The following is a 25,844-nucleotide window of genomic DNA, read 5'->3' on the forward strand; positions in this document are numbered from 1 at the left end:
CGGTCAATGCCCTTGCTGGCGTGCGATCTCGTCGATAGCGCGCTCCACGGCGCCTGCGGAACTGACGCTGGGCTGCCAGCCATACGCCTGCATCTTGTCAGTGAGGTAGGTGAACTTGGGCACGTCCCCCACCCAGCCCTTGTTACCCTGACCGAAGCTCAGCGTGGCCGTCGGCGCCACGCGAGCCACCACCATCTCGGCGATGCGTCGCACCGTAATGCCTTCGTCCGTCGGGCCGATGTTGACCAATTCCACCTTGCGGCTGTCATTGCGCGCCCGCACCATCAGCATGGCATTGACCAGGTCCGACACATGCAAGTAGGCCTTCTGCTGCGTGCCGTCTCCCAGAACGACCAGATTGTCCGGCGTGCGTGCGAGCTTGTTGATGAAGTCCAGGATGACGCCGTGGGTGGCAGGCACGCCCACCACGTTCGGGAAGCGGAAGAGGTTCACCCGCTCCAGGAAACTTTCGGCGGCCGCACTGGCCTGGGCTTCGGAAGCCAGCTTCATCGCGCCGTAGTTGGAAATCGGCAGCAAAGGGCCAAGACCTTCATGCAAAGGCTGGTTGCCCAGATCGCCGTAGACCGCGGAACTGGATGCGAAATGGAAGTGCTTCACGCCATGTGCGCGCATGGCACGCAGCAGCTCGAAGGTGGTGCGGAACGTGTCCTTGAAGTCCACATCGCTGTCCTCGACACCAGCGGGAATATCCGAATTCGCAGCCAGGTGCCAGACTTCCTTCAGAGGGCCCAGTGCGGCGGCCTGTTCGAAGGCCTGGGCCGTGGCGGCTCGATCGGCCAGATCGGCCTCGATCACATGCAGCCGCTCATGGTGGGGAAGCGCATCGCGCAGGCCGCGGCAGAAGTTGTCCGCCACGACGACCACGGCGCCTTCCTCCAACAGTCGCGGGACCAGATTCGCGCCGACAAATCCGGCACCGCCGGCCACAAAGATGATTTGATTCATGAAAGAGGGGTCCCTGGGGAGAATTCTTGATCTGTGAGAACGTTACTGCGGCGTGACGCCGCCGCGCGGGGCCGATTGTCCCCCTTGCAGACGGGCTGCGGCTGCACCCGCGCTCCAGCGACGCATCAGAAAGTCGCGGATTCCTTTGAGCATCCACCCCAGCCGCTCCGCGCCGCGGTCCAGGATGAACGGGTAGACCAGGAACTTGGGCGGCAGGAGAGCCCCCAGACGCAGCTTGGAATAGAGCGGAACATGACGGAAGGTCAGCAGCCTGAGCGTGTCACGGAACTGGAAGTAGTGGCGGTATGGGGCGGGGACGTGATAGTGCATGCCCAGCACGCTGCGCTGTGCCAGTCCGAGGCGATGGGCCATGGGAACATTGGCCAGCTTGAAGAGGCGCCAACCCTTCTGGCCCATCCGCCAGCACCAGTCGAAGTCAACGAAGTCCAGGAACAGCTCCTCGGAGAAGCGGTCTTCAGGCTGCAGGTCTCGCAGGGGAAACAGCATGCCGGAGGTCGCCAGACAGGTGACCGGCCGCGCCTGGACCTGCGGGCTGATGGCGGGAAGCCCCTGTTTCTCCAGGACCGAGTCGTCCAGCATCAGCGGGCCTACTGCGCAGCGTTCACCCCCCAGCGACTGCAGACCATCGGCCAGCGCCTGCAAGAAGTCCGGGCCCGGGGTGCTGTCCTGATCGAACAGGATGACGGCATCGCAGCCCAGCGCCCGCGCCTTGTCGATACCCTGGTTGAGTGCGGCACCCAGGCCCTTGTTGTGGCCATCCTGCAGCAGGGTCAGCTCCGGACAATGGCCGAAGTCGTGTCCGCCTGGCGTGTTGTCGACCACGATGACGGCCTGGCAACGCGCAGCCAGTGGGGCCACCCGGCTGCGGAAGGCAGCATCGGGCCGGTAGGTCGTATAGATGGCCGCAATTCGTTCAATCATGGGCAGCAGGCTGTGAGGCAGTGAGGCAGTGGAGCAGTGATCAGGCAGCCGGAGATCCGGGCGTCACGGTCGGGGTCGGCCGCATTGCCGGGACGGCGGGCTCGCCGGGGCTTGGGCTGAGACCGGATGGATGCGGCGTGCGCGGGAACAGGTGTACCAGCAGCATCGTCGCGATGATCTGGTTGGTGTCCAGGATGTAGGGGTTGCTGATGCCCGAGAGCATGTAGAGCCAGAAGATGATCCGCCCCTCGCGGCTTAGAGTGTGGCGTGCGCAGTACAGCAGCGTGGCGCCATAGATCGCAGCACCGATCAACCCTAGTTGATAGCCAACGAACAACGCCTGCAATTCGATGTAGAGACTGTCCGAATAGTCATTGATACGCCCATTCGGGAAACGGCTGCCCAGCCCGGCACCGGTCAACACAGCCGCCGGCAGCGTGTCGGTTGCGCGGATCACCGCGTCGATCTGGTCGAAGCGCACGCCCATCGACGAGCCTGCGCCGTCGAACTTGCGGGTCACCGAATGGATGCCCACGTCGGAGTTGGCCACCGCCACGACCGCCAACACGCTGAACACTGTCAGCCAGGTACGGGTGTGGGTGTAGAAGTACGCCTTGAACCGCAGGAACACCGCCAGGCCGGCCATCAGGAAATAGGTCAGGTTGCCGGCGGCTAGCAGGCCCATGACGGCCAGGATCAAACCCCACCGCCGCCACCGCGTGGGCGGCTGCCACAGGCACACAGCGAAAAGGAGGGGGATGAGCGCATTGCCGATCACCTGGACGCGGTAATACAGCCCGTCCAGCGTGTAGACATCGCCCCAGTCGCTGGTGATGGCGTAGGCCCGCACGGCGCCCCCCATGAGCGGGTCCTGCATCACCGACAGGGTGATGGACAGGATTGCAATGCCAAGCGCCTGCAGCGCCACCGGGAACAAGGCCCAGGCAGGGGAGACCGGCTGGGAGCGCACGCCAAAGGCAACCAGCGTGGCGATGGTGATGACCAGGAATCGCAGGCCCACCGACGCTTCGTTGCCGAGAAACACCGACACCACCAGCGACACGCAGCAAAACAGCAGCATCGGCACCACCGCCAGCGTGACCTTGCTGAAGTGCAGGGTGCCCATCAGGATCAGCAGCGCAAATGGCGCGGTAAGACTGCTCAGACCAGGCACCTGCGCATGCCGTGTCAGCAACAGCGTGGCCAGCGAAAACGCCAGCGACAGGCCCAGCGCAATGCGTTGACGCGGTCGGTGGACGGATTCGTCAGGCCTCCAGGTGTCGGCGTGAAGCGGGGGCATGCTCATGGAGCGCTCATGGCGTCAGGCCAGCCAATAGCTGAATGCATGGTCCGGGCGGATGCCGTGGGACAGCAGGTAAGCCAGGCGGCGAACGGGGCTGCCCTGTTCGGCCGCGATGGCCCGGCGGCATTCGGGCAGGTTCAGGGTTGGCCACTGGCGCGAGACCAGTGCCTGCAGCATCACCAGGCGCAAAGACCGGGAACTGTGTGCCTGTGCGCGAAAACGATCGATGGCCTTGAGGCGCCCCAGCAGGCGCTGCAGCAGCGGGCCGCGCCGGGAGACGCCGCACTGATTGCGGCCGTGCTGGCGGTACAGCATCAAGGGTTGCTCGATGGCCTGGATGCGTCCGGTGTACTTGGCCACCATGCCCACCCAGTAGTCGTGCATCGGCGCGCCCTCGGGCACCGGGAACGCGGCGCCCAGGAGCGCGCGATTGCCCATCATGGTGCAGCCTGCCACCACATTGATCACCGGCAGCCCTGCCAGCTCACGGGCATAGGGACGGGCATCCAGGGTGTCCCAGAAGGACTCGGCCGTGGGCGCCAGAGCTGCATCGGTGACCGTCATGTCGCAGAACACCAGGCCCGGAGTGCCCTCTGGACAGTCCAGCGCCTGCAGGTGCGCCAGGGACGTGGCGAGCTTGTCGGCCTGCCAGACATCGTCCTGGTCGCAGAATGCGAACACGGGGGATGTGACGTGCGTACTCAGCGCGTTAAGGCAGCGGACGGTGCCAAGATTGCCCAAGCCGTCCTCGATCAGTTGGAAGCGCTCAGGATGGGCCGCCTGATAAGCGCGAAGGATCTCCAGGGAGCGGTCTTTGGAGCCATCGTCGCGCATCAGGCAGCGCCAGTGGGTGTGGGTCTGCGCGAGCAGCGAGTCCAGCTGGGCCTGGAGGAACTGGCTGCCGTTGTAGACCGGCAAGAGGATGTCGATGGATAACATCGGCAGAGAATCCTAATCTTTGCGCTTTCGTCGCCACACGTTGACAGCGCGCGCGGCGTTGATCGCTCGCACCGGCACTCGTGCCACCACCGACGCCCACAAGGGGTGAATGGGGGATGCGACGGCAAATGCCTGTCTATGCAGCTTCAACGATTGCACCGTCAACGCGCCCATCGCTCGCAGCTGAACGAGGCTGACGACATTGAACAGCTGCGTCTGCACCGCATGCGACCGGATGATGCGATCCTGCTCCTGCCGGCTGAAGAGGGTCGGGAACGACCGGATCAGCGCGGTCCAGTCCTTGACAAACACGTCAAAGGCGGATTGTAGCCAGTAGCTGGACTTCTTCCGGTTGAACGCAATCCCCTTGGGCCCCAGCCAAAGCAGCCGGCGAGGCGCCAGGGAACAGGCCTCCAGAATCAGGCCCAGTTGCGGAAAGTTCTTCCAGGAGGCCTTGCGTGACTCCGCCACCGGCAGCGACCGGATCGCCCGTCCGTAAAGAGTGGCACCCGACAAGGTGAGATACCAGGTCCGGTCCAGCAGGAAGGGGTGGACATCGTCGCCTTCGATGAGACGGGTGTGGTCGTCGTGAACGTATGCGTTCACGAAGCAGAGGTCGGGCCGGTGGGTCGCAAGCGCCTCCAGCGCCTGGCCCAGCATCCCGGGCTGCAGGAAGACGGAGTCTCCCAGGTACCACACATAGTCCGTGTCTGGCATCGACACCGTCGCAAAAAAATTGGCGTCGTGGCCGTGCCTTGGATCGTTCCGGCGATACGTCACCAGCGGAAACTCCTGCTGGAGCACCTGCACCTTCTGCGCGGTCAGGTCGTCGGTGCTGTCGTCGGAGATGAAGACGGCCACCTGATGCGCCATGAGCTCCGGCAGCATGGCACGCAGGTTTTCCAGCAGGATCTCGCTGCGGTTGTAGGTGGGAATCGCCAGTGCGAGGAGCGGGTTGGGGGTCATCAGCGGTGCAGATCGTCGAGGTAGCGGCTCAGGGCTTCGCGCAGTTCGAGGGGTTCGAAGGGCACGACGCTGCGAAGCTTGGAGATGTTGAGCACCATCCGCTGCACATCCACGGCGCGCCCTTCACGGAAGCGAATATCCGCAGAAATGCCGGTCAGTTGCTGCAGCAGATCGAGGAGTTCAATGATCGAGTGGCCCACGCCGGCGCCAATGTTGAAGGTCTGTCCCCAGGCTGACTCCGCCACGAGTAGTCGTGCGACAGCCTCGGCCAGGTCCTGCACCCACAGGTAGTCCCGCACAACGGAACCGTCTCCCCAGATCTCGATGGGCTGCCCGTGCAGCATCTTCTCCACCGCCACCGCAACCAGCCCCTGCTTGCGATGCGGATTCTGGAAAGGTCCGAATGGATTGGACGGCCGCAGGATCATGTGCTGCAGCCCCTGGGTGCGCGCCATCAATTCCACGTACTGCTCGACCATGAGCTTCGAGTAGCCGTAATGGCTGATGGGGCGCAGCGGTGTGGTTTCGTCCAGCGTCGTTTGCGTGCTCGCGCCATAGACGGTTCCCCCGGAGGAGACATAAACAAAGCGCACCTGCTGGCGGGCCAGCTGTTCCATTAACCGGAACGTTGGCACGATGGTCTGCGTCAGCTCCCTGTCGAAGTCTGCAGCGCTGCTGGAAGGAATGAGACTGGAAGCCAGGGCCACGACGCAGTCGATCTCGCAGGACTGGACCAGCGCCATCAAAGGCTCCACCGCCATATCCTTGATCAGGTGGAATGAGCTTACTGCCGGCAGTTTGCGCGCGAAAGTGGTCGGCGCGCTGGAGCGCGCGGCGATGTGCACTTCATGACCATGGCGAACCAGGGCCTCGGCCAAATTAAGACCGACGAAGCCGGTGCCACCAATGAGTAGGACTTTCATGAGCTCAGCGAACCATGACGAGTGTGATGGGGTCGCCGGGCCTCCAGACCGCACAACACGGAAGTGAACAGACGCCAGGCGCGTAGCTTCAGTGACATCAGACGCGACATCGGTGCCTGACCGGCCTCACGCCAATCCTCTTCGATGGATGTTTGCTGGGTGCGCTGGAGTGGATCCAGGAGGTGACGATAAAAGCGAGGCACCGCTCCGCTGGCAATCATTCGTTCGCGCAATTGTCGCGATCCGCTGACAAAGGCGGAACGTGTTTGCGGCAGCATGGATTCGTTCTGGCGCATGCGGTAGAGACTCACCGGACGGGCCCAGATGGGAAGGGCGCCATAGGCGGCTGTCCAGCGGCACCAAAAATCGTAGTCCGCAATCGGATGCTGCTGGGGATCGAAGCCGCCCAGCGCAATCGCCTTGTCCCGGTGCAGGATGATTCCCAACGTGCCGGCGAACGGGTTGGCAAAGAACAGATGGTGCACGGAATGCTGCTGGACCTTGGTGCGCAGCGGCGCCAGCAGTCGCTTGACGGCCTGTTTCAGCGGACGCAGCCGCGACGGCGGTGCCGTCGGCGGACGTTGTGCCCGTTCGTCCAGCACGCCATGCCGCCACGCAATGGCGGAGCCAGCGCTGCCGCCCGGACCGAGATGGCGATTCACCTCTTCTGCAAAGCTGGGCTCCAGCAGGTCGTCGTCGTGCAGGATGGTGACGTAGTCGCCGCGTGCGAGGGCCATGCAGCAGTTCCAGTTGGCCACCATCCCCACATTCGTGAGGTTCTTGTAGTAGGTCAGCGGGTGCCCTGCAAAGGCCTGCATCGCCTCTAGCGCCTGCGTGTCGTTGTCCGGGTCGTTGTCAACGATCAGCAGTTCCACCGGAATGCTGAAGCGCTGCGCCAGCACGGAGGCGATTGCCTCACTCAGCAGGTCAAAGCGCCGGAACGTTGGAATCGCGATGGAGAGCCGGGGCCGGCCCTGCGCTTGAAGTTGAGGTCCAGCGATCAACACTCGTGCTTGCGGCGTGGGGGCCGCAGCAGGGGACGCGTGGGAAGGGGAAGCGTTCATGGACGTACGTTCTGTGGGTCGTCAGCATGGGGATGGCGGCGGCCGAGGATCCGCTGGAATCCCAGAGACAGCAGTTCAAGCCAGCCGACACCCAGGTCCAGCCGCGCCTCCCGAGGCCATTTCCAATTGTTGTAGGCCAGTTGGACCACGCCTTGCGCGGCAATCAGTCCCGCAACACCGAATGGCTTGACCAGCGCCAGGCTGCTCAGGCAGATCAGGACGCCGGACAGCAGGCCGGCCCGCACGAACGGCACCTGGTTGCGTGTGGTGAGATAACCCGCGGCCAGGCTATGGTTCAGTTCCAGCAGCATGATCAGGCCCAGCCAACAGAGCAGGGGGGTGGGCAGGAGCAGGGTCTTGCTGTGCAGGAGCTGCAGGCACCAGTTGCCGGCCACGATCATCACCAACAGCCCCGCCAGGAATGCACCGCAGGCGATCAGCAACACTTCCCCATAGAGCCCGCGCAGCGCGTGGATGTCCCGGGTGGCCTGTGCCGACGCCAGGCGCGGCATGCGGACCTGAAGAATCACCGCAGCGACTCCGCTGAGTGTCATCAGGAGGGTCACCGTCAATCCCAGGCTGGCTGCCGCGCTGACGCCCAGGAAGCTGGACGCCACCAGCACATTGGCCCGCTGGATAAGGAAAGCCCCGACCTGCACCACCCCCAGCCGGCTGGCGTTGTGCCACAGCAGCTGCACCGTGTGCTGGATGGACTCACGCGATCGCTCGGGCAGCGCAATGGCGCCGCGTCGGAAGAACCGCATGGCCACGAACCTTCCGGAGACGCTGGCGAGGAAGGTGGCGGCACCCAGCCCCAACAGGCCACCGCCGGCGGACAGGGCCAGGATGCCGGCAGCGAGCATGCTGGCACGAGTCACGATGACCACCTGGTTGGCGGCCACCACGTCACCACGGCCCTGCAGCAGACCGTTCACATAGCCATAGTAGAAATTGCAGATGTTGCCCGCTGCGTAGAGCCACCATGCGCCCAGCACCATGCCGCGGTCCTGCGTGGGCGTCATCACGGACAGCACATACAGGCTGCCCACGCTCATCAGGATCAGACCACCGAGCAGGGCGACCCATCGATAAATCCTGCGAGCGGCTTGCGTCAGATCGGCGAGCAGTCCAGGATCCACCTGCCCGCTGGTGTGCATGTCCGTGGGCAAACCGTGCCCGGCCAGCGAGCGGGCACCGGCAAACAGGTAGGCCGTGTTGCGGGCAATGGTGGGAAGAAAGCCCAGCTCCAGCAACTGCGCCAGGCTGGTCAGTGTCATGAACACAAACCAGATGCCGACGTCTTCGGAGGGCAGGCTGCGCACCACCGCAGGGAGCAGCAGCAGGCCGGCCCCAATATTTAGGGCCTGAGCGAAATAGCCCCACTTCAGCTCAGAGCGTGGTTTGGCGGCATTCATGAGCGGCGTCCCCTGTGTCGCGCGACACCGGCTGTGGACCGAAGGAGCGGACTCACGCGATGTGGACGCTGTTCATGTCGGCCACCAGTCTGGGCAGCTCGCCAGGCCGCAGACCGACCTGTCCTGGCACCAGTTGACCTGTCGCCTGCCAGTGGGCCCACCAGTGCTGGGCAAAAGCCAGCAGCGTTTGCCCATGGCCGGTTCCCACGTTTCGTACCTGTGGGCGTCCCGGTTCCACTTGGCTGAAGTCCAGCGCCGCCAGGAACTGGCGGGCAACGTCCTGCACGGGAATGAAGTCTCGGACCTGAACGCCGGCACTCATGGCGAAGTCGCGACCCTCCAGGGCGGCTGCCCTCAGTGACGGCCAGAATCGCGTGGCGGCTTCCCCGTCGCCAAAGACCTGGAAGATGCGCAACACTTGCAGACGCAGGCCGAGATGACGCGCCAGGCCCAGGCAGGCGGTGGTCGCGGCAGCCTTGGAGATGGGATAGCTCAGGGAGGGGCGCATGTCGGTCGCCGGAGGGACGACGTCAAGGCCTTGTGCGGCTTCCCCATATTCGAAGCAGGTGCCTGCCACCAGGACATCCCGGATGCCGAGCGCGGCCGCTTGCTGCAGCAGGTGCACGGCTGCAAAGACATTCCAGTAAAGACATTCATCCAGCGGTGCGTAGGGAGGGTTGGGCGTGTGTGACGCCAGATGCACCACGGCATCGCAGCCCTCAAGCTCGGCGGTGAAGTCACCGTCCAACGCCCGGTCCACCCATTGCGGCTCGCGGTCCAGCTTCAGGCGGGACTGGCTGCCCGGGCGACGCTGTGCCACCAGCGTATGGCCAGCCGCATGCGCCTGATTGATCAGGTGGGAGCCGACAAAGCCAGTGCCCCCGGTGATGAAGAGCTTCATGGTCAGAACGGCGACTGAAAGTCCGCAAAAGCAGGGTGGGCCGCATCTCGGGCGGAGAGGATCGGCTGTTCGACCTTCCAGTCCAGCCCGAATGAGTCCCAGCGGATACCGGCGTCATGCGCTGGCGAATAGGTGGTGGTGACCTTGTAGGCCATGATGACCTCAGGTGTGAGCGCCAGGAAACCGTGCGCCATCCCCTTGGGAATCATGAGGCCGTCCCCACGAGCGGCGTCCAGTTCAATCGCCAGATGCTGACCATACGTGGAGGACTGCCTGCGCAGGTCCAGTACGACGTCCAGCACCCGACCTTGCTGGCAATACACCAGCTTTTCATGGTCGTGTGGCGGGGTCTGGAAGTGCATGCCGCGTATCACCCCCTGATGCGACAGGGAGTAGTACTCCTCGCGCCACGACACGGGCAGACCGAGTTCTGCGAAGCGCTCCGCATGAAAGGTCTTCACGAAGCTGCCACGGTCGTCCTTGGCGAAAAAAGGACGAACCTGGAAGCAGCCGGGCAGTCGGGTGGGCACCAGTTCCATGCAGCCCCCAGTCAGAAGTTCAGTCCGAAGAACTCTTCCAGCTTGTCAGCGATGTAGTCGAGTTGCTCCGTGCCCAGCGCCGGGAACGTACCCAGCCAGAACGTCTGGGTCATGACCACATCCGTGTTGGTCAGCTCGCCACTGACACGGAAATTCCGGTTCGCCATGTACGGCTGCTTGGTCAGGTTGCCGGCGAACAGCAGGCGCGTACCGATCTTGTTCTCTTCCAGGAAGTTGATCAGGTCAGCGCGCTTGACGCCGGCCGTCTCCTTCAGGACCAGCGGAAAGCCAAACCAGGAGGGTTCGGACTTCGGCGTTGCCTCAGGCAGATGCAGGAACTCCGCGCAGCTCTGCAGTCGGTTCTTCAGGTAGGTGAAGTTGGCACGACGCTTGGCAATGAACTCCTCGACCCGGTCCATCTGGGCCAGCGCGCAGGCGGCTTGCATGTCCGTGATCTTGAGGTTGTAGCCGAGGTGGCTGTAGGTGTACTTGTGGTCGTAGCCGTCGGGCAGGTCGCCGCCGAGTTGCTCCTTGGTCCAGCAGAAGCGCTTGTCGCAAGTGTTGTCCTTGCCGGGCGGGCAATAGCAGTCACGGCCCCAGTCGCGGAAGGACTCCGCAATGAGCTTGAGCTCGGGGTTGTTGGTGAACACCGCGCCGCCTTCGCCCATGGTGATGTGGTGGGCGGGGTAGAAGCTCAGCGTGCCGATGTCGCCGAAGGTGCCGACCAGCTTGCCGTCATAGGTGGCGCCAAGCGCGTCGCAGCAATCCTCCACCAGCCACAGGTTGTGCTTCTTGCACAGTGCCGTCACCACGTCCAGGTTGAACGGATTGCCCAGGCTGTGGGCCAGCATGATGGCCTTGGTCTTGGGGGTGATGGCGGCTTCAATCTTGCTCGCGTCGATGTTGTGCGTGGCCAGATCCACGTCCACGAACACCGGCACTGCGCCAAACTGGAGGATGGGGTTGACGGTGGTGGGGAAACCGGCGGCCACGCCGATCACCTCGTCACCTTGCTTGATGGCGCGGTCGCCCAGCTTGGGACTGGTCAGGGCGGAGAAGGCCACCAGATTGGCCGAAGAACCGGAGTTCACCGTGATGAGGTACTTCACACCCAGGAACTGCGCCAGGCGCTGCTCGAATTGCGCATTGAAGCGGCCCGTGGTCAGCCAGCCGTCCAGCGAGGCTTCCACCATCAGCTGCAGCTCCTTGGCGCCGATCACCTTGCCCGACACCGGCACGGCGCTCTGGCCCGGCACGAACGGCTTGGGCGCATAGGCAATGTCCGCGTATTGCTGGACGAGTTCGTTGATCTGGCTGCGCAGCTTGTCAAGCTGCGGCTGGAAATGGACGGGGGTAGTGCTCATGCGTTGGCTCGGTACTGGGAGATCTGGTTCAGGGTGAAGGCACGCATGTCCTGGCCCTTCAGCCAGGCCTGGTGCCACTCGGTAATGCGGGACAGGGCGATTTCCAGTGACCAGCGTGGCGCCCATTGAAGGCGCTGGCGCGCCTTGGAGATGTCCAGCTTGAGGAAATGGGCCTCGTGCGGATGCTCGCCGGGCTGGAGGGTCCAGCCGGCATCCTTGCCCCACTTTGAGCAAAGGTGCTCGACAATCCACTGGACCGGACGAGCATCTTCATCGCGGGGGCCAAAGTTCCAGCCTTCCGCATCGGTCTGTCCGTGGGTGTAGAGGCGCTCGGCCAGCAGCAGGTAGCCGGATAGCGGCTCCAGCACATGCTGCCAGGGTCGGATGGCGTGGGGGTTGCGAATGAGCACGGGCTCACGCTGCTCCAGGGCGCGCAGGACATCCGGCAGCAGCCGGTCAAGCGCCCAGTCCCCACCACCGATCACGTTGCCCGCTCGTGCGGTGGCCATCGCGATGTGGGCGTCCTTGAGGAAGGAACGGCGGTAGGCGCTGCTCACCAGCTCCGCACAGCCCTTGCTGTTGGAGTAGGGGTCGTGCCCTCCCATCGGCTCGTCTTCCCGATAGCCCCACACCCACTCGCGGTTTTCATAGCACTTGTCCGTGGTGATGTTGACGATCGCCTTGACGGTGCCCACCTGGCGAGCAGCTTCCAGGACATGGACCGTGCCCATCACGTTCGTCGCGTAGGTCTCCACAGGCTGCAGGTAGGACAGGCGCACCAGCGGCTGCGCGGCCATGTGGAACAGGATCTCCGGACGAAAGTCGTTGAACTCCCGTTGCACGGCCGCCAGGTCGCGAATGTCGGCGATGCGATGCTCCATGCCCTCGGCGACCCGAGCCACATTGAACAGCGCCGGTTCCGTCGGTGCGGGCAATGCCAGGCCACGAACGACTGCGCCCATGGACTGAAGCCACAAGCTCAACCAGCTGCCCTTGAAACCGGTATGCCCAGTGAGAAGGACGCGTTTGCCTTGCCAGAAATCAGGGTTGGTCATGTTCACTAGGCTCAGTCCCACTGCTTCCATGGAGCCTTCCCGGAGGCCCAGAGTTCTTCCAGGTGGTGCTTGTCCCGCAGGGTGTCCATGGGTTGCCAGAATCCCTCATGCTCAAACGCCATCAGCTCCCCATCGCGGGCAAGGCCCATGAGGGGTTCCTGCTCCCAAATGCTGCTGTCATCGCTGATGTAGTCCAGCACGCGCGGCGAGAGCACGAAAAATCCGCCGTTGATCATGGCGCCGTCACCCTTGGGCTTTTCCTTGAATGCCTTGACCTGACGGTCCTGGATGTCGAGTGCGCCAAACCGGCCAGGTGGGTAGGTCGCGGTCAGCGTGGCTGCCTTGCCGTGTTGCTTGTGGAATGCAAGGGTCGCGCTGATGTCGATGTCGCCCACGCCATCGCCGTAGGTGAAGCAGAACGCTTCTTCATGGCGGACGTATTCGGCCACCCGACGCAAGCGGCCGCCGGTCATCGAATCATCACCGGTGTCCACCAGCGTCACGGTCCACGGCTCGGCCCGTTTGTGATGCACTTCCATGCGGTTGCTCCGCATGTCGAAGGTGACGTCAGACATGTGCAGGAAGTAGTTGGCGAAGTACTCCTTGATCACGTATCCCTTGTAGCCGCAGCAGATCACAAAGTCATTCACGCCGTGATGCGAATACATCTTGAGGATGTGCCACAGGATCGGTCTTCCACCGATCTCCACCATGGGTTTCGGTCGGAGGGCCGTCTCTTCGCTCAGACGCGTGCCCAGGCCACCGGCCAGGATGACTGCTTTCATGGAAGTCCTATGGAATCGTGGATCGTCAAAAGGGCTCAGGCTGCGCCCGAGCTCACAAAGGCGTCGGAATGGAAACTGCCGGAAGCGAGGCCCTTGCGGGTCAACTGAGTCTGCGCGTCGCGGATCATGGCGTCCGAGCCACAGGCATAGACCACTGCGTTTTGCAGGTCCGGCCCCTGCGCCAGCAGCGCGGACTGAACATGGCCCCGGGTCCCCTCCCAGGCGCTGTCCGCGCGCGACAGCACCGGAACAAAGCTCAGGAGCGGACGCAATGCGTCCAGCCGGTGGTCTTCTTCGGGCCGCCAGTATAGGTCGGCAGGTTGGCGCCCCCCCCAGTACACATGGATGGATCGGGGCAGGGTGGCCGAATCGGCGCGGGCCAGGCCTTCGAGCATCGCCTTGACAGGAGCGATGCCGGTGCCGGTGGCCAGGAAGACCAGATCACGGTCGGTGTGGCCCCGCAGAAAGAAGGTCCCCAGGGGTCCGCGCAGGCGAAGGAGGTCGTTCGGCTTGGCGTCCCGGAACCAGTATTGGCTCATCTCGCCGCCAGGCACCTCGCGGATGTGCAGCTCGATCAGGTGGTCATCCTGCGGCGCGTTGGCCACCGAATAGCTGCGGCGCAGCCCCCCGGCCCCGATGACGTCGATGTATTGGCCGGGAAGGAATGCCAGCGCAGTGGCGGGCGGCGTGCGCAGCACGACCCGCACGACGTCATGCGAAAGCTTGGCCAGTGCATGGATGCGGCAAGGGACTGTCTTGGGTTCGGGCAAGGCCAGGTCGCCCAGGTCCTCGATATCGAGGGAGACGTCCGAGCAGGCACCCCGGACACAGGTCAGCACAAAGCCCTCGGCCTTCTCCGAGGCGCTGAGGCCGGTTTCGTCGCGCAGCGCCACGGTGGTTCCGGCGGTCACGCGGCTGCGACAGGTGCTGCAACGGCCGGTGCGGCAGCTGTAATCCAGCGTGATGTGCTGGCGCAAGGCCGCGTCCAGGAGCGACTCCCCTTCGGCGGCAGAGAACGTCTTGCCGTTGGCAATGGTGACCGCAAACATCAAAAACTCTCAGGGCTGTCCGCGGAGGTCTCCTCGACGCGGGTTGGGTCGCTCTGCGAAAGCTCGGAGCGCAGGATGGCGATCTCGCGCTGCAACTGCTCGAACTGCGCTTCCTTCTGCGCGAGGAAGTCGCGAGCCAGGCGCAACTTCGCCATGGCGCCGCTGGGCGTCAACAGGTACATGTAAGCGATCTTGTTGTCTGCGCGTCGGAAGTTGTTCACCTTCACCCAGCCTCGGTCGATCACAGCGCGCAGGCAGTAGTTGATCTTGCCGACGCTGACGCCCAGTCCCTGTGCGAGCGCGCGTTGACTGATTTCGGTGTGATCTTCGATTTGCTGCAGCAGCGCGTAGTCGAGATCGTTGGTGGCGGCGGAGCGGGGCACGGAGTGTGTTCAACGTTTGAGCGCACCCACTTTACCATGCGACGCCGCTGCTTCACGCGCCTGCGGCGGCCCCTGGCTTGAAGCGTCTCGACTGACGCAATATGAGGAAGGCGCACAGGGCGAGCCCCGTGGCAAATGCGGTGACCAGGGCGATCTGGGCGCGCTTGGGCTTGCTCTTGTATTCCGGCTTGATGGCGGGGTCGATCACCTGGATGAGGAATCCCTCCCGGCTCTCGTCCAGTCGCGCCAATTCGTACTGTTTGGAAAACAGCTCAAACAGCGATTCCTGGTACTTGAACTCGCGGTACTTGCCAATGTAGTCACTCGCATTCGTGCTGCTGCTGGCTTCCAGACGATTGAGTTCGCTGCGCAGGGCGCCAATGATGGCGGACTGCTGTTGCACTTCCGGCGCCGTGTCGGTGAGGGATCGACGCAAGGACTGCAGGCGCACTTCGGCCGCGGTCAGCTCGGCCTTGACGCGTGCGTAGTTATCCGCCGCTGCCCTGGGCTCGGTCTTCAAGGCACCCGGGTTGAAGCCCACCGTCTGCAGCTCCTGCTGGGCCCGCGCGAGTTGCTCCTTCGAATTTTTCAGCTGCTCCTCGAAGAAGGCCCGCCGCTGCTGCGCCTCGGTCAAGGACAGATTCGCCGTCATGTGGCGCAGTTCTTCCACATACTGGTTGGCAATGTCGGCGGCCAACTGGGGGTCCTTCGAATCGACTTCGACGCTGATGAGGCCATCCTTCTTGCCCAGCTCGATCCGCGCCGACTTTCTGAGGAAGTTCCGCGCCTCGAATCGATACTTTGCCTTGGCCGGCTCCATGAGCTTGAACTTCTCGACGATCCGGTCTTCGACGGTCACGCTTTGCATGAAGGCCACGTATTGATCGCCCGGGGTCTTGACCGCACCGGAGCCACCCGCCAGGCTTGCCAGCGCACCGAGGGACTGCAGCGCCGCCGCCGCCGCCCCCTGCTGCTGCTGCGGCGGCAGGAAGGTGGTCTTGGCCGTGTAGATCGGGTCCATCAAATAGGTCGCGCCCAACGCCAGAGCACCCGCTGCAATGGGGCCGGCGATGAGCAGGCGCCAGTGCGAAAGCAGGGTGGCGCCCACCTGGAATGAAGGCGCGGCGAGAGAACTGCTGTCGCTGGACGGCACGTGGGAAGGAGCTGCGGACATGGGGGACGATCCGGTCATCAGTTGTTCTTCAGGGTTTGCAGTGCAGCAACGCCCAGGCCGAACTGATACAGGATCTGTGTCCAGTCCTTCGCCTCCTGGATGAACGTGGTCTTGTTGAGCTCTTCTGGAACAAAGACCGTGTCGCCAGGCAAAGCAGGCAGGTTGGTCATCGCAGAGTTGAACCCGAACCAGCCGCTGTTGGATTGGCGAGCACTGATCACGCTACCGTTGGCGCGCAGCACGAACATGCTGCCGGGGTCCGCGCCGCGTGTGGGGCCACCCGCCAGCTTGAGAACGTCATCGACCGAACTGCCCTCGGTCAGCAGATAACTGCCCCCGTTGAACACGCTTCCGAACACCCCGACGGTGGTGGGGCGTGCGGGAATCAATAGGCGGTCGCCGCTTTCGACGGTCAGGGGGGGCAGGGTGGAGGCGTTGGGGTCCAGTTGCAGCACGATGCGGCCTGTCGGGCGAACCGCCCGCAGCCGTTCCACAAGACGGGTGGTGTTGCTGGCGCGGGCCGCCTGGGCCTGGGCCTCATCGGCATTGGCCGTGCGCTGGGTCGAGGTGCTGCGGGTGAATTCCGTTTCCAGGTCTCGCAGTGCGCGGTCATAGTTCTCCTGCTGCGAGCGACGCACGCTCTCCCGGGAGAAATCGGTTCCGAAGAGGTAGGCCTGTGGCGTCAAACCGCCCGCCGCGGTGATGGCATCCACCAGGGTTGCATTGGGCGGCAGCACATACTCGCCGGGCCGTGCCACTTCTCCTTCCACCTGCACTCGCTTGTATTGCTTGTACAGCGGGAGCTCCGCATTGACGCTGCTGAACACTCGCAGCACATCGCCGTTCGTGATGCTGGCCGCGAGTTGCTGAGGCAGCGCCAGCTCCACCATGCGCCGGTCGTTGCGGTCGCTCAGGCGTTCAACGGCGATCCGCGTCCGGTCGGCGACGGCGCTGAACCCACCGGCCATGGCGAGCACGTCGCTCACGGTCTCAGTGGGCTTGAGTTCACCAATGGCGGGCTTGTTAACGCTCCCCAGGACGGCCACCTGCGGACCGATCGGCCCCACGTGAATCACATCTTCGGCCTGCAGCGGTCGGTCGGACGCCTTGTCCCCCTTGAGCAGGAAGTCGTAGGCATCGAACTGCGCCACCAATTGACCGTTGCGGCGCAGCTCAATGTTGCGGAAGCTGCCCGCGCCCGACGGGCCGCCCGCGCGGATCAGCCCCGACACCAGGGTCGCCAGGCTGCTCACCGTGTAGGCGCCCGGCTTGGCCACGAAGCCGGTGACGTAGATGCGGATCGACCGCAGCTTGCCCAGCGTTGTGCTCACCTGAAAGTTCTTGAAAACCTGGGCCACGCGAGAGCGCACCATTTCGTTCAGGTCACCGTAGCGCACACCTGCCACCAGAATGGGGCCGACCCGGGGAACGGTGATGCGGCCGCTTCGATCGACCGTCAACCGCAGGTCCGCGTCGACGGATCCCCATAGCGTGACCTGCACTTCGTCGCCGATGCCGATCAGGTAATCGGCGGGCGCTTCCCGCGGACCATCGGCGCTGGCGTTGCCTGTTAGAGATTCATCCAGGATGAGGTCTGCGCCCAGGCGGCGGACGACACTGTCGGGGTTGATGCGCGTGGAGCCGGCGCCCGCGCCCGTGTACTGCGCGGTGAGAGTGCTGGTGCGTTCCGCTTGGCGATCGAGCTTTTGCTGCTCTTCCAGTTGCTTGAGGTCGATGCCCAGCTGCTTGTTGACGTAGATCTCGAACTCGTTGGGGACGTAACGCTGACGCTGGACCATGGTCCCAGTCGACGACGTGGCCTGATTGGTGTCTGACGAGCTGCGACCAGTGTTCAATCGGAAGGGGCCAGTGGCGCCATCGCCGCTCGATTGATAGATCGAGGACCCGGACCCTGACCCGGTCGTGTCGTTATCGGCTGCATGGGCCGCCAGCAGGCCTGCACTCAAGCCACAAGCTAGCACGGCAACACCCGCGTGGCGGACCAATCGGGTCAGGCCACCAAAGGCCGAAACAGGGGCGCGAAGGGCGCTGATAGGCATGCGAAGTCTCACGGAAAGCTGGACCGAACCTGCAAGGGCCCCAGGGCCCCGACAGCAAGCCGCCGCATTCTAAGAGCACGTTGTGGCGCCAAAACCGCTATTTGCCCAAACGGGCTCGCTACACTGCCGCGCATGCTGTTCCTGCTGATCCCCTTTGCCGTGGCGGCGGTGATCACCCTTTATGTGGTGCATTCATCGACCCGGCACGGCCATCTGTCGGCCGACCATGATCTGTCCGGCCCCCAGAAATTCCATGCCCGCCCGGTGCCTCGCATCGGCGGCGTGGGCATCTTCGCTGGCCTGGCCGGCATGGTCGCGGCGGCTTATCTGATGCCCTCGGCTGGTCACGCCCGCCTCGGCCTGCTGCTGCTGCTGTGCGGCCTGCCCGCCTTCGGCGCCGGCCTGATCGAGGACTTCACCAAGCGGGTGTCCCCTGGAAAGCGCCTGCTGGCCACGGCCGTGTCGGCCGCCCTGGGCGTCTTCGTGCTGGGCGCCGCCATCACCCGCACCGACATCCCCGGGCTGGACCTGGTGGTGGGCACCGCCGCCGGGGCCTTTGTCGCCACCGTCTTCACCGTGGCGGGCGTGGCCAACTCGGTCAACATCATCGACGGCTTCAACGGGCTGTCGTCCATGTGCGTCAGCCTCATGCTGCTGACCCTGGCTTATGTCGCCTACCAGGTCGGGGACGTGGAACTCGCCCTCTGGGCCCTGGCCGGCGTGGGCGCCATCCTGGGCTTCTTCGTCTGGAACTATCCGGCCGGCATGATCTTCCTGGGCGACGGCGGGGCCTATTTCATGGGCTTTTACCTGGCGGAGATGGGCATTTTGCTGATCTCGCGCCACAGCGAGGTGTCGCCGCTCTTCGCCCTGATGGTCTGCATCTACCCGGTGTTCGAGACGGTGTTCTCCATCTACCGGCGCCGCGTACTGCGCGACGTGTCCCCCGGCGCGCCGGATGGCATCCATCTGCATTCCCTGATTTATCGACGCCTGATGCGATGGGCGATTGGCGCACGCGATGCGCGCGCCATGACCCGCCGCAACTCGATGACCGCGCCGTATCTCTGGACCTTGTGCATCTCGTCCCTGGCCCCGGCCCTGCTGTTCTGGGACTCGACCCCGATGATCCTGGCCTGCATGGTGCTGTTCGGCGTCGTCTACGTGGCGCTGTACTGGCGCATCGTCCGCTTCCGCACCCCCAAGTGGATGGTCTTCCGGGGCGATCCCCGCAAGCTGCCGGGCAACAGCCGCGCCGAGTGAGGCCCCTGCGCCGGGCCGCCCCGCCCGGCACCGCCGGACACCCGGTGTTTCATGGTTTTGGGCCTGATTTGGGCCGAATGCGGGGCATAAGGGATAATCCGCCCCCATGACAGACACCACCCCGACGCCAAGCCCGCGATTTGACACGCTGCCGCTGGATCCGAAGCTGCTGCGCGCCGTCGCTGACCAGGGCTACGCGACGATGACGCCGATCCAGGCCAAGGCCATCCCCGTTGTGCTGGAAGGCCGCGATGTGATGGGCGCTGCCCAGACCGGCACCGGCAAGACCGCCGCCTTCTCCATCCCGCTGCTGCAGCGCATGCTCAAGCATGAGAATGCCAGCGCCTCGCCAGCCCGCCACCCCGTCCGCGCCCTGGTGCTGGCGCCCACGCGCGAACTGGCTGACCAGGTGGCCAACAACGTCAAGGCCTATTCCCGGCACACCCAGCTGCGGGTGGCCTGCGTCTTCGGCGGTGTGGACATGAAACCCCAAACGCTGCAGCTCAAGGGCGGCGTGGAAGTGCTGATCGCCACCCCGGGCCGTCTGCTGGACCACATCGAAGCCAAGAACTGCGTGCTCAACCAGGTCGAGTATGTGGTGCTGGACGAAGCGGACCGCATGCTGGACATCGGCTTCCTGCCCGACCTGCAACGCATCCTCAGCTACCTGCCCAAGGCGCGTCAGACCCTGCTGTTCTCGGCGACCTTCTCGCCGGAGATCAAGCGTCTGGCCCAAAGCTACCTGCAGGAGCCGGAGCTGGTGGAAGTGGCGCGCCCCAATGCCACCGCGTCCACCGTCGAGCAGCGTTTCTTCAGCGTGGAAGATGACGACAAGCGGGCGGCCATCCTGCATCTGCTGCGTCAGCGCCAGATCACCCAATCCATCGTCTTCGTGAACTCCAAGCTGGGTGCGGCGCGCCTGGCCCGTTCGTTCGAGCGTGACGGCCTGAAGACCGCTGCGCTGCACGGGGACAAGTCGCAGGACGAGCGCCTGAAGTCGCTGGAAGCGTTCAAGCGCGGTGAAGTGGAACTGCTGGTGGCCACCGACGTGGCGGCCCGCGGCCTGGACATCGCCGACCTGCCGGCCGTCTTCAACTTCGACGTGCCCTTCAACGCCGAAGACTACGTGCACCGCATTGGCCGCACCGGCCGCGCGGGCGCCTCCGGCCTGGCCTTCACGCTGGTGGCCCGGTCGGATGCCCGTCTGGTGGGCGAGATCGAAAAGCTGATCAAGCGCAAGCTGGAACTCGAGCCCCTGCAGCTGGAGGACGACCGCCCCCGCCGCAGCGAGCGCCGCGACCGGGACGGCGCCCCTGAAGGACGCGGAGAAGGACGCGGGGACGTTCGCCGCGAGGAGCGTCCGCGCCGGGAGCGCGAGGATCGTCGCGACGAGGCCTACAGCAGTGCTCCGGTCGCTCGTTCCCAGCCCCGCACGCCGTACGACCCGCTGTTCGACAAGCCTTACGAAGCCTCGGACCGCGCCGAGCCGCCGAGCTGGGAGAGTGCTTCTGCGGGCGCACCGTCCGCGTCGCGAGGCGCTGCCGGTGCCGTGGGCAACATCAAGCCCAAGCGGAAGGTGGCCGCCTTGTTCGGCGCCAAGAAACCGGTGACGACCGAATCCTGATGTCGGGCCGGCTCGCCGGCCTGACCGAGATCAAGACATGGGCCGACCTGTGAGGGTCGCGCCCATTTTTTTCGTCTGTCCGCGGCCCCGGTGCTCACCGCCCAGCGAGAAAGGCAAACACCGCGGGCACCTTGTCCGGCACGCTCTTCGGCGACTTCTTCCACTGCGACACCGGCGCGCTGTGCGTCCAGGCGTCGGCCAGGCTGAGCCCGCAGCTCACCGACAGCACCGTACCGGGTTTGAGCTGCTGGATCAGCGCCTGCAGCAGCGCGCTGTTGCGATAGGGCGTCTCGATCATCAGCTGGGTCTGTTGCTCCCGGGCCGAATGCGCCTCCAGCTCCTTCAGGCGTGCCTGGCGCGCCGCGCCATCGGTAGGCAGGTAGCCCACGAATGCGAAGCTCTGGCCGTTCATGCCGCTGGCGGCCACTGCCAGCAGCAGCGAGCTGGGGCCCACCAGCGGAATCACCGGGACGCCCGCGGCGTGCGCGGCAGCCACCAGGCGTGCGCCGGGGTCGGCCACCGCCGGCATGCCGGCTTCGGACATCAGTCCCACGTCCGTGCCCTGCAGGGCGGGGGCGAGCAGGGCCTGCCAGGCAGCGTCGTCCGAGGCGGAGGGGGCGGGCGTGCGGCCCTTGGGCGGCCGCGGCAGTTCCAGGATCTGCTGCTGCTGCAGCGGCAGCGCCAGCGGATGCACTCCGTCCACCCGCTTGAGGAAGGCGCGGGTGGTCTTGGCATTCTCGGCGGCCCAGTGAGTCAGGCGGGCGGCCTGGGCGATCACGGCGTCGGGCAGGACTTCGCGCAGGTCCACGGTCTGGCCGTCCATGCCGAAATCCAGGGTGTTGGGGACGAGGTAGAGGCGGCCGAGGGTCACTGGAGGTCTCCGGGCGAGGCGGGGGAAGTGAGGGGAGAGGTGGGGGACGTGGTGGGGGAACTGGGGGAGGCGGGCAGGGCGGACAGGGCCGGCACTTGCATCCCCGCCTGCCGCAGCAACTGACAGGTGCGGATCAGCGGCAGGCCGATCAGCGCGGTCGGATCGTCCGACACGATCGCCTCCAGCAGCGAGATGCCCAGGCCTTCCGCCTTGGCGCTGCCGGCGCAGTCATAGGGTTGCTCGGCCCGCAGATAGGCCTCGATCTCCTCGTCGCTCAGAGCGCGGAACCGCACCTCGACCCGGGCCAGGTCGGTAGCGCTGAAGCCGCTCCTCTCGCAGACCACCGCCAGCGCCGTGTGAAAGATCACCGTGCGGCCGCGCATGGCGCGCAACTGGGCCACGGCCCGCTCATGGCTGCCGGGTTTGCCCAGCGGCTGGCCGTCCAGGTCCGCCACCTGGTCCGAGCCGATCACCACCGCGTCGGGATGATCCGCAGCCACGGCGCGGGCCTTGGCCAGCGCCAGGCGACGGGCCAGCGCCTCGGGGGCTTCACCCGGCAGCGGCGTCTCGTCCACGCGGGGAGCCGCCACGTCGAAGGCGATCTGCAGTCGCTGCAGCAGTTCGCGTCGGTAGGGGGAGGTGGACCCCAGCACCAGACGGGGTGTCGGCGAGGGAGTCATCACGGCAGGAGGGGTCATGGCGCGAATTCTCCCATTGGCCTGCGCCTCTCCGGGCGCCGTCGTTCCCGCTCGGACGCAACGGGCGCGACGGGCGGCCGGGCTCGTACACTTGCGGCATGAAGTCCCGAGCCCTGAATCCTCTCAAGCTGGATGTGGAATCCTTTGCCCGTGAGGGCGGATCGCTGGATGGCGAATGGCCTGCCGCCGAGCTGCCGCGTCTGGCCGACACCGCCGCCCCCGAAGCGCCCGCCTCCGGCTGGCCCGCCGTGCGCTGGGCTGCAGAGGGCGAAATCCGCACGCCTCGTGGCAGTGAGCCGCAGATCTGGATGCGCCTGGATGCCCAGGCCCAGGTGGCCCAGACCTGTCAGCGCTGCCTGCAGCCCGTGGTGGAGGAGGTGGCCATGTCGCGCTGGTTCCGCTTTGTGCGGGACGAAGACCAGGCCGCTGAACTGGACATGGACAGCGAAGACGACGTGCTGGCCTTGCCCCGCGTCCTGAATCTGCAGGAACTGGCCGAGGACGAGCTGCTGCTGGCGTTGCCGCTGGTGCCCCGCCACGAGGTTTGCCCGGAACCCCTGCCCCTGGCCGAGCCGGACGAGCTGGAAGAGGAAGCGGAAAAAGAGCGCCCCCATCCCTTTGCGGCATTGGCCGCTCTCAAGAAGGGGACGGCTGGTAAAGCCTGAAAGCGCTGTGCTACACTCGCGGGCTTTCCCGGCTTACTGGCCCATTGGCAGGTCATGAACACTTGAATTCATGGCTTCGTTTTGGGGCATGGCTGGGCCGAGGCATCGGTTGTGGTCTTCATCTGCCACCACCCCTAGCGCAAAACCATCGCAGGCCTCGACTTTCACGAAGCTTGATCAGTTTTTTTGATCACCGCGCCGAAGCCTTTAGGAGAAATTTCATGGCCGTTCAGCAAAACAAGAAGTCGCCTTCCAAGCGTGGCATGCACCGTTCGCACAATGCCCTGGGCACCCCGGGTACCGCGATCGAGCCGACCACCGGCGAAGTGCATCTGCGTCACCACATCAGCCCCACCGGCTTCTATCGTGGCCGCAAGGTTCTGAAGACCAAGGCTGACGCGGCCTGATCGTCCCGACCCTGTCGGTCACGATCTGTCGCCCACAGCGATGTCATGGTGCCTCGGCGCCATGATCGGTCTCCTCAGACCTGAGCTTCCACAGTGTTGCTTCCAAAGCCCGGTTCAGCGCATGGCGTTGCCGGGCTTTTGCTTTGCCGGAAAGACTTTGCTGCGGTGGCTGGGCTGGAATCGCTTCGGTCATGGCCCGTTGGGTCCATGGGCGGCAACGCTTGTCCGCCAGCGCTGCCTCGCGTAAGGTGATCGGCTCGTCATTGCGTTCTGCCTGCCCCTTGCTCCGTCCCTCATTGGTCTCGTCCCTCATTGGTTTCGATGTCTGACACCCACGCTCCGCAGTCCTCGTCCCTTGCGTCGCCTACGTCGCCCCTGACGCCTTTGCGGCTGGCAGTGGACTGCATGGGCGGTGACCACGGCCCCTCCATCACGCTGCCCGCCTGCAAGGCCTTCCTGGCGAACCACCCGCAGGCCGAACTGGTGCTGGTGGGTCAGCCGCAGGCGCTGGCGGAGGCGGCGAACTGGCCGCGCTGCCGCATCGTGGCGGCCAGCGAGGTGGTGACCATGGAAGATCCGATCGAGGTGGCCCTGCGCCGCAAGAAGGACTCCTCCATGCGCGTGGCCCTGCAGCAGCTCAAGGCCGGCCGCGATGGCGAGGCCCCGCTCGCGCAGGCCTGTGTGTCGGCGGGCAACACCGGCGCCCTCATGGCGGTGGCCAAGTACCTGCTCAAGACCATGGACGGCATCGACCGCCCTGCCATCGCGACCGTCATGCCCAATCAGAATGGCGGCTTCACGACGGTGCTGGACCTGGGCGCCAATGTGGATTGCGGCCCCGAGCACCTGCTGCAGTTCGCCGTGATGGGCAGTGCACTGGTGTCCGCCGTGGATGGCAAGGAAGAGCCCACCGTCGGCCTGCTGAACATCGGCGAGGAGATGATCAAGGGCAACGAGACCATCAAACGTGCCGGTGAACTGCTGCGCGAAGCGCATGCCCATGACACCCTGAAGTTCCATGGCAACGTGGAAGGCAATGACATCTTCAAAGGCACCACCGACATCGTCGTGTGTGACGGATTTGTCGGGAATGTGGCCCTGAAGACCGCCGAAGGGCTGGCGAGCATGATCTCCAGCTTCATCCGTGCGGAGTTCACCCGCAGTGGCTGGACCCGCATCGTCGCTCTTCTGGCCATGCCGATCCTGCAACGTTTCAAGAACCGCGTCGATCATCGTCGATTCAACGGCGCGGCCCTGCTGGGACTGCGGGGTTTGGTCTTCAAGAGCCACGGTTCGGCGGATGCGTTTGCTTTCGAGCAGGCTTTGAACAGGGCTTATGATGCGGCTCGCAACCGGCTTCTAGACCGGGTTCATGATCGAATCGTCGCAACGATGCAGGCCCTACCGGCGCCTGCCAGTGAGGAGGGCGGCGATGCTGGAGACACGGCAGCCCCGGCTGTCCACGCTGCATGACCACTGCTTCCGCCCCTACTTCCCCCCTTGCTTCGACACGCTTCTCGCGCATCCTCGGCACGGGCAGCTTCCTCCCCGGTGACCGGGTGACCAACCAGGCGCTGGCCGACCGGCTGGCGCAGGATGGCATCGAGACATCGCACGACTGGATCGTCGAGCGCACCGGCATCCATGCCCGCCATTTCGCCGGCCCGGACACTACGTCCAGCGACCTGGCCTTGCCGGCAGCCCGCGCTGCGCTGGAAGCCGCGGGCGTGGCGGCTGAAGAGATCGATCTGATCATCGTGGCCACGTCCACCCCGGACATGGTCTTCCCCTCCACCGCCTGCCTGCTGCAGCAAAAGCTCGGCATCCACGGCTGCCCGGCCTTTGATGTCCAGGCGGTGTGCTCCGGCTTCGTTTACGCCCTGACCGTCGCGGATTCGATGATCAAGAGCGGTGCCGCGAGCAAGGCGCTGGTCGTCGGCGCGGAAGTGTTCTCGCGCATTCTGGATTTCAAGGACCGCACCACCTGCGTGCTGTTTGGCGATGGTGCCGGCGCGGTCGTGCTGGGCGCCAGCGACGTGCCCGGCATCCTGGCCAGCGAACTGCACGCCGACGGTCGTCATGTCGACATCCTGTGCACCCCCGGGACCGTGTCCGGCGGTGAGGTGCTGGGCCATCCGCTGCTGAAGATGGACGGCCAGGCCGTGTTCAAGCTGGCCGTGGGCGTGCTGGACAAGGTGGCGCGCTCCGTCCTGGACAAGGCCGGCCGCACCGATGCCGACATCGACTGGCTGATTCCTCACCAGGCCAACATCCGCATCATGCAGGGCACGGCCAAGAAGCTGAAGATGTCCCTGGACAAGCTGATCGTCACGGTGGACGAGCATGGCAACACCTCCGCGGCCTCGATTCCGCTGGCGCTGGACGTTGCCGTGCGGTCCGGCAAGATCCGCCGGGGCGACACCGTCATGCTTGAAGGCGTGGGCGGCGGCTTCACCTGGGGCGCGGTGCTGCTGGATTTCTGAACCAG

Annotated in this window: 26 protein-coding genes; 6 read left to right on the top strand and 20 right to left on the bottom strand. The window is 64.9% G+C overall.

Features of this window, described 5'->3' with window-relative positions; genetic code table 11:
- Positions 1–3 precede the first annotated feature (3 nt).
- Genes DES44_RS01930 through DES44_RS02010 form a run of 17 tightly spaced genes read right to left on the bottom strand, consistent with a single transcriptional unit; the run spans position 4 to position 17,567 of the window.
- Positions 4–966 (bottom strand): SDR family NAD(P)-dependent oxidoreductase, encoded by a 963-nt coding sequence (locus DES44_RS01930; protein WP_058936453.1) that lies wholly within the window; start codon positions 964–966, stop codon positions 4–6.
- A 42-nt stretch (positions 967–1,008) separates the two neighbouring features.
- Entirely contained in the window at positions 1,009–1,908 is a 900-nt protein-coding gene (locus DES44_RS01935; RefSeq protein ID WP_058936452.1) for a glycosyltransferase, read from the bottom strand.
- A gap of 40 nt (positions 1,909–1,948) precedes the next feature.
- Positions 1,949–3,214, bottom strand: a complete 1,266-nt coding sequence (locus DES44_RS01940) for a hypothetical protein (protein ID WP_058936451.1) — start codon at positions 3,212–3,214, stop codon at positions 1,949–1,951.
- 15 nt (positions 3,215–3,229) lie between these two features.
- Positions 3,230–4,150, bottom strand: coding sequence for a glycosyltransferase family 2 protein (locus tag DES44_RS01945; protein WP_058936450.1), 921 nt, complete (start codon positions 4,148–4,150; stop codon positions 3,230–3,232).
- 12 nt (positions 4,151–4,162) lie between these two features.
- On the bottom strand, positions 4,163–5,116 hold the full coding sequence (locus tag DES44_RS01950; protein ID WP_058936449.1) for a glycosyltransferase family 2 protein: 954 nt from the start codon (positions 5,114–5,116) through the stop codon (positions 4,163–4,165).
- Entirely contained in the window at positions 5,116–6,039 is a 924-nt protein-coding gene (locus DES44_RS01955; RefSeq protein WP_083525831.1) for an NAD-dependent epimerase/dehydratase family protein, read from the bottom strand. Before DES44_RS01955 ends, DES44_RS01950 begins: the two co-directional genes overlap by 1 nt.
- Positions 6,036–7,103 (bottom strand): glycosyltransferase family 2 protein, encoded by a 1,068-nt coding sequence (locus DES44_RS01960; protein WP_083525830.1) that lies wholly within the window; start codon positions 7,101–7,103, stop codon positions 6,036–6,038. Before DES44_RS01960 ends, DES44_RS01955 begins: the two co-directional genes overlap by 4 nt.
- Positions 7,100–8,518, bottom strand: a complete 1,419-nt coding sequence (gene wzx, locus DES44_RS01965; protein ID WP_058936446.1) for an O-unit flippase-like protein — start codon at positions 8,516–8,518, stop codon at positions 7,100–7,102. Before wzx ends, DES44_RS01960 begins: the two co-directional genes overlap by 4 nt.
- Before the next feature lie 52 nt (positions 8,519–8,570).
- Positions 8,571–9,419 (bottom strand): NAD-dependent epimerase/dehydratase family protein, encoded by an 849-nt coding sequence (locus DES44_RS01970; protein ID WP_058936445.1) that lies wholly within the window; start codon positions 9,417–9,419, stop codon positions 8,571–8,573.
- Between the two features lie 2 nt (positions 9,420–9,421).
- Complete coding sequence (locus tag DES44_RS01975) at positions 9,422–9,958, bottom strand: dTDP-4-dehydrorhamnose 3,5-epimerase family protein (RefSeq protein WP_058936444.1); 537 nt, start codon at positions 9,956–9,958, stop codon at positions 9,422–9,424.
- A gap of 11 nt (positions 9,959–9,969) precedes the next feature.
- Entirely contained in the window at positions 9,970–11,322 is a 1,353-nt protein-coding gene (gene rfbH, locus DES44_RS01980) for a lipopolysaccharide biosynthesis protein RfbH (RefSeq protein WP_058936443.1), read from the bottom strand.
- Positions 11,319–12,377: a CDP-glucose 4,6-dehydratase gene (gene rfbG, locus DES44_RS01985; RefSeq protein WP_058936442.1), complete on the bottom strand. Its 1,059-nt coding sequence runs from the start codon at positions 12,375–12,377 to the stop codon at positions 11,319–11,321. The genes rfbH and rfbG overlap by 4 nt, the downstream gene beginning before the upstream one ends.
- Before the next feature lie 11 nt (positions 12,378–12,388).
- Positions 12,389–13,162 carry a glucose-1-phosphate cytidylyltransferase gene (gene rfbF, locus DES44_RS01990; RefSeq protein ID WP_058936441.1) on the bottom strand — a complete coding sequence of 258 codons (774 nt, stop codon included), beginning with the start codon at positions 13,160–13,162 and terminating at the stop codon, positions 12,389–12,391.
- A 35-nt stretch (positions 13,163–13,197) separates the two neighbouring features.
- On the bottom strand, positions 13,198–14,211 hold the full coding sequence (locus DES44_RS01995) for an FAD-binding oxidoreductase (protein ID WP_058936440.1): 1,014 nt from the start codon (positions 14,209–14,211) through the stop codon (positions 13,198–13,200).
- Positions 14,211–14,594: a MarR family EPS-associated transcriptional regulator gene (locus DES44_RS02000; RefSeq protein ID WP_083525829.1), complete on the bottom strand. Its 384-nt coding sequence runs from the start codon at positions 14,592–14,594 to the stop codon at positions 14,211–14,213. The genes DES44_RS01995 and DES44_RS02000 overlap by 1 nt, the downstream gene beginning before the upstream one ends.
- Before the next feature lie 52 nt (positions 14,595–14,646).
- A complete protein-coding gene (locus DES44_RS02005) occupies positions 14,647–15,768 on the bottom strand; it encodes a Wzz/FepE/Etk N-terminal domain-containing protein (protein WP_116001395.1) in 1,122 nt (373 codons plus the stop codon).
- 17 nt (positions 15,769–15,785) lie between these two features.
- A complete protein-coding gene (locus DES44_RS02010) occupies positions 15,786–17,567 on the bottom strand; it encodes an SLBB domain-containing protein (protein WP_058936439.1) in 1,782 nt (593 codons plus the stop codon).
- 393 nt (positions 17,568–17,960) lie between these two features.
- On the opposite strand from DES44_RS02010, the gene DES44_RS02015 reads away from it, so the two are divergent.
- Together DES44_RS02015 and DES44_RS02020 are read left to right on the top strand one after the other, a co-directional pair.
- Positions 17,961–19,091 (top strand): MraY family glycosyltransferase, encoded by a 1,131-nt coding sequence (locus DES44_RS02015; protein WP_058936438.1) that lies wholly within the window; start codon positions 17,961–17,963, stop codon positions 19,089–19,091.
- Positions 19,092–19,197: 106 nt separating this feature from the next.
- Entirely contained in the window at positions 19,198–20,715 is a 1,518-nt protein-coding gene (locus DES44_RS02020; protein ID WP_058936437.1) for a DEAD/DEAH box helicase, read from the top strand.
- 94 nt (positions 20,716–20,809) lie between these two features.
- Here DES44_RS02020 and DES44_RS02025 read toward each other — a convergent pair whose 3' ends face one another.
- The gene (locus DES44_RS02025) at positions 20,810–21,586 is read right to left on the bottom strand and encodes an SAM-dependent methyltransferase (protein ID WP_058936436.1); all 777 of its coding nucleotides are present in this window, start codon (positions 21,584–21,586) and stop codon (positions 20,810–20,812) included.
- Positions 21,583–22,284, bottom strand: a complete 702-nt coding sequence (locus DES44_RS02030) for a Maf family nucleotide pyrophosphatase (RefSeq protein WP_232309835.1) — start codon at positions 22,282–22,284, stop codon at positions 21,583–21,585. The genes DES44_RS02025 and DES44_RS02030 overlap by 4 nt, the downstream gene beginning before the upstream one ends.
- Positions 22,285–22,382: 98 nt before the next feature.
- On the opposite strand from DES44_RS02030, the gene DES44_RS02035 reads away from it, so the two are divergent.
- Together DES44_RS02035 and rpmF are read left to right on the top strand one after the other, a co-directional pair.
- Positions 22,383–22,949 carry a YceD family protein gene (locus DES44_RS02035; RefSeq protein WP_058936435.1) on the top strand — a complete coding sequence of 189 codons (567 nt, stop codon included), beginning with the start codon at positions 22,383–22,385 and terminating at the stop codon, positions 22,947–22,949.
- 221 nt (positions 22,950–23,170) lie between these two features.
- Positions 23,171–23,356 carry a 50S ribosomal protein L32 gene (rpmF, locus tag DES44_RS02040; protein WP_058936434.1) on the top strand — a complete coding sequence of 62 codons (186 nt, stop codon included), beginning with the start codon at positions 23,171–23,173 and terminating at the stop codon, positions 23,354–23,356.
- Between the two features lie 43 nt (positions 23,357–23,399).
- On the opposite strand, the gene DES44_RS24920 is transcribed toward rpmF, so the two are convergent.
- Positions 23,400–23,549: a hypothetical protein gene (locus DES44_RS24920; RefSeq protein ID WP_157592982.1), complete on the bottom strand. Its 150-nt coding sequence runs from the start codon at positions 23,547–23,549 to the stop codon at positions 23,400–23,402.
- Positions 23,550–23,761: 212 nt separating this feature from the next.
- On the opposite strand from DES44_RS24920, the gene plsX reads away from it, so the two are divergent.
- Together plsX and DES44_RS02050 are read left to right on the top strand one after the other, a co-directional pair.
- On the top strand, positions 23,762–24,829 hold the full coding sequence (gene plsX, locus DES44_RS02045) for a phosphate acyltransferase PlsX (protein ID WP_058937579.1): 1,068 nt from the start codon (positions 23,762–23,764) through the stop codon (positions 24,827–24,829).
- Positions 24,826–25,839: a beta-ketoacyl-ACP synthase III gene (locus tag DES44_RS02050; RefSeq protein ID WP_058936433.1), complete on the top strand. Its 1,014-nt coding sequence runs from the start codon at positions 24,826–24,828 to the stop codon at positions 25,837–25,839. Before plsX ends, DES44_RS02050 begins: the two co-directional genes overlap by 4 nt.
- Positions 25,840–25,844: the final 5 nt, after the last annotated feature.

Source organism: Roseateles depolymerans (genome assembly GCF_003387155.1).
Classification (GTDB): domain Bacteria; phylum Pseudomonadota; class Gammaproteobacteria; order Burkholderiales; family Burkholderiaceae_C; genus Roseateles; species Roseateles depolymerans.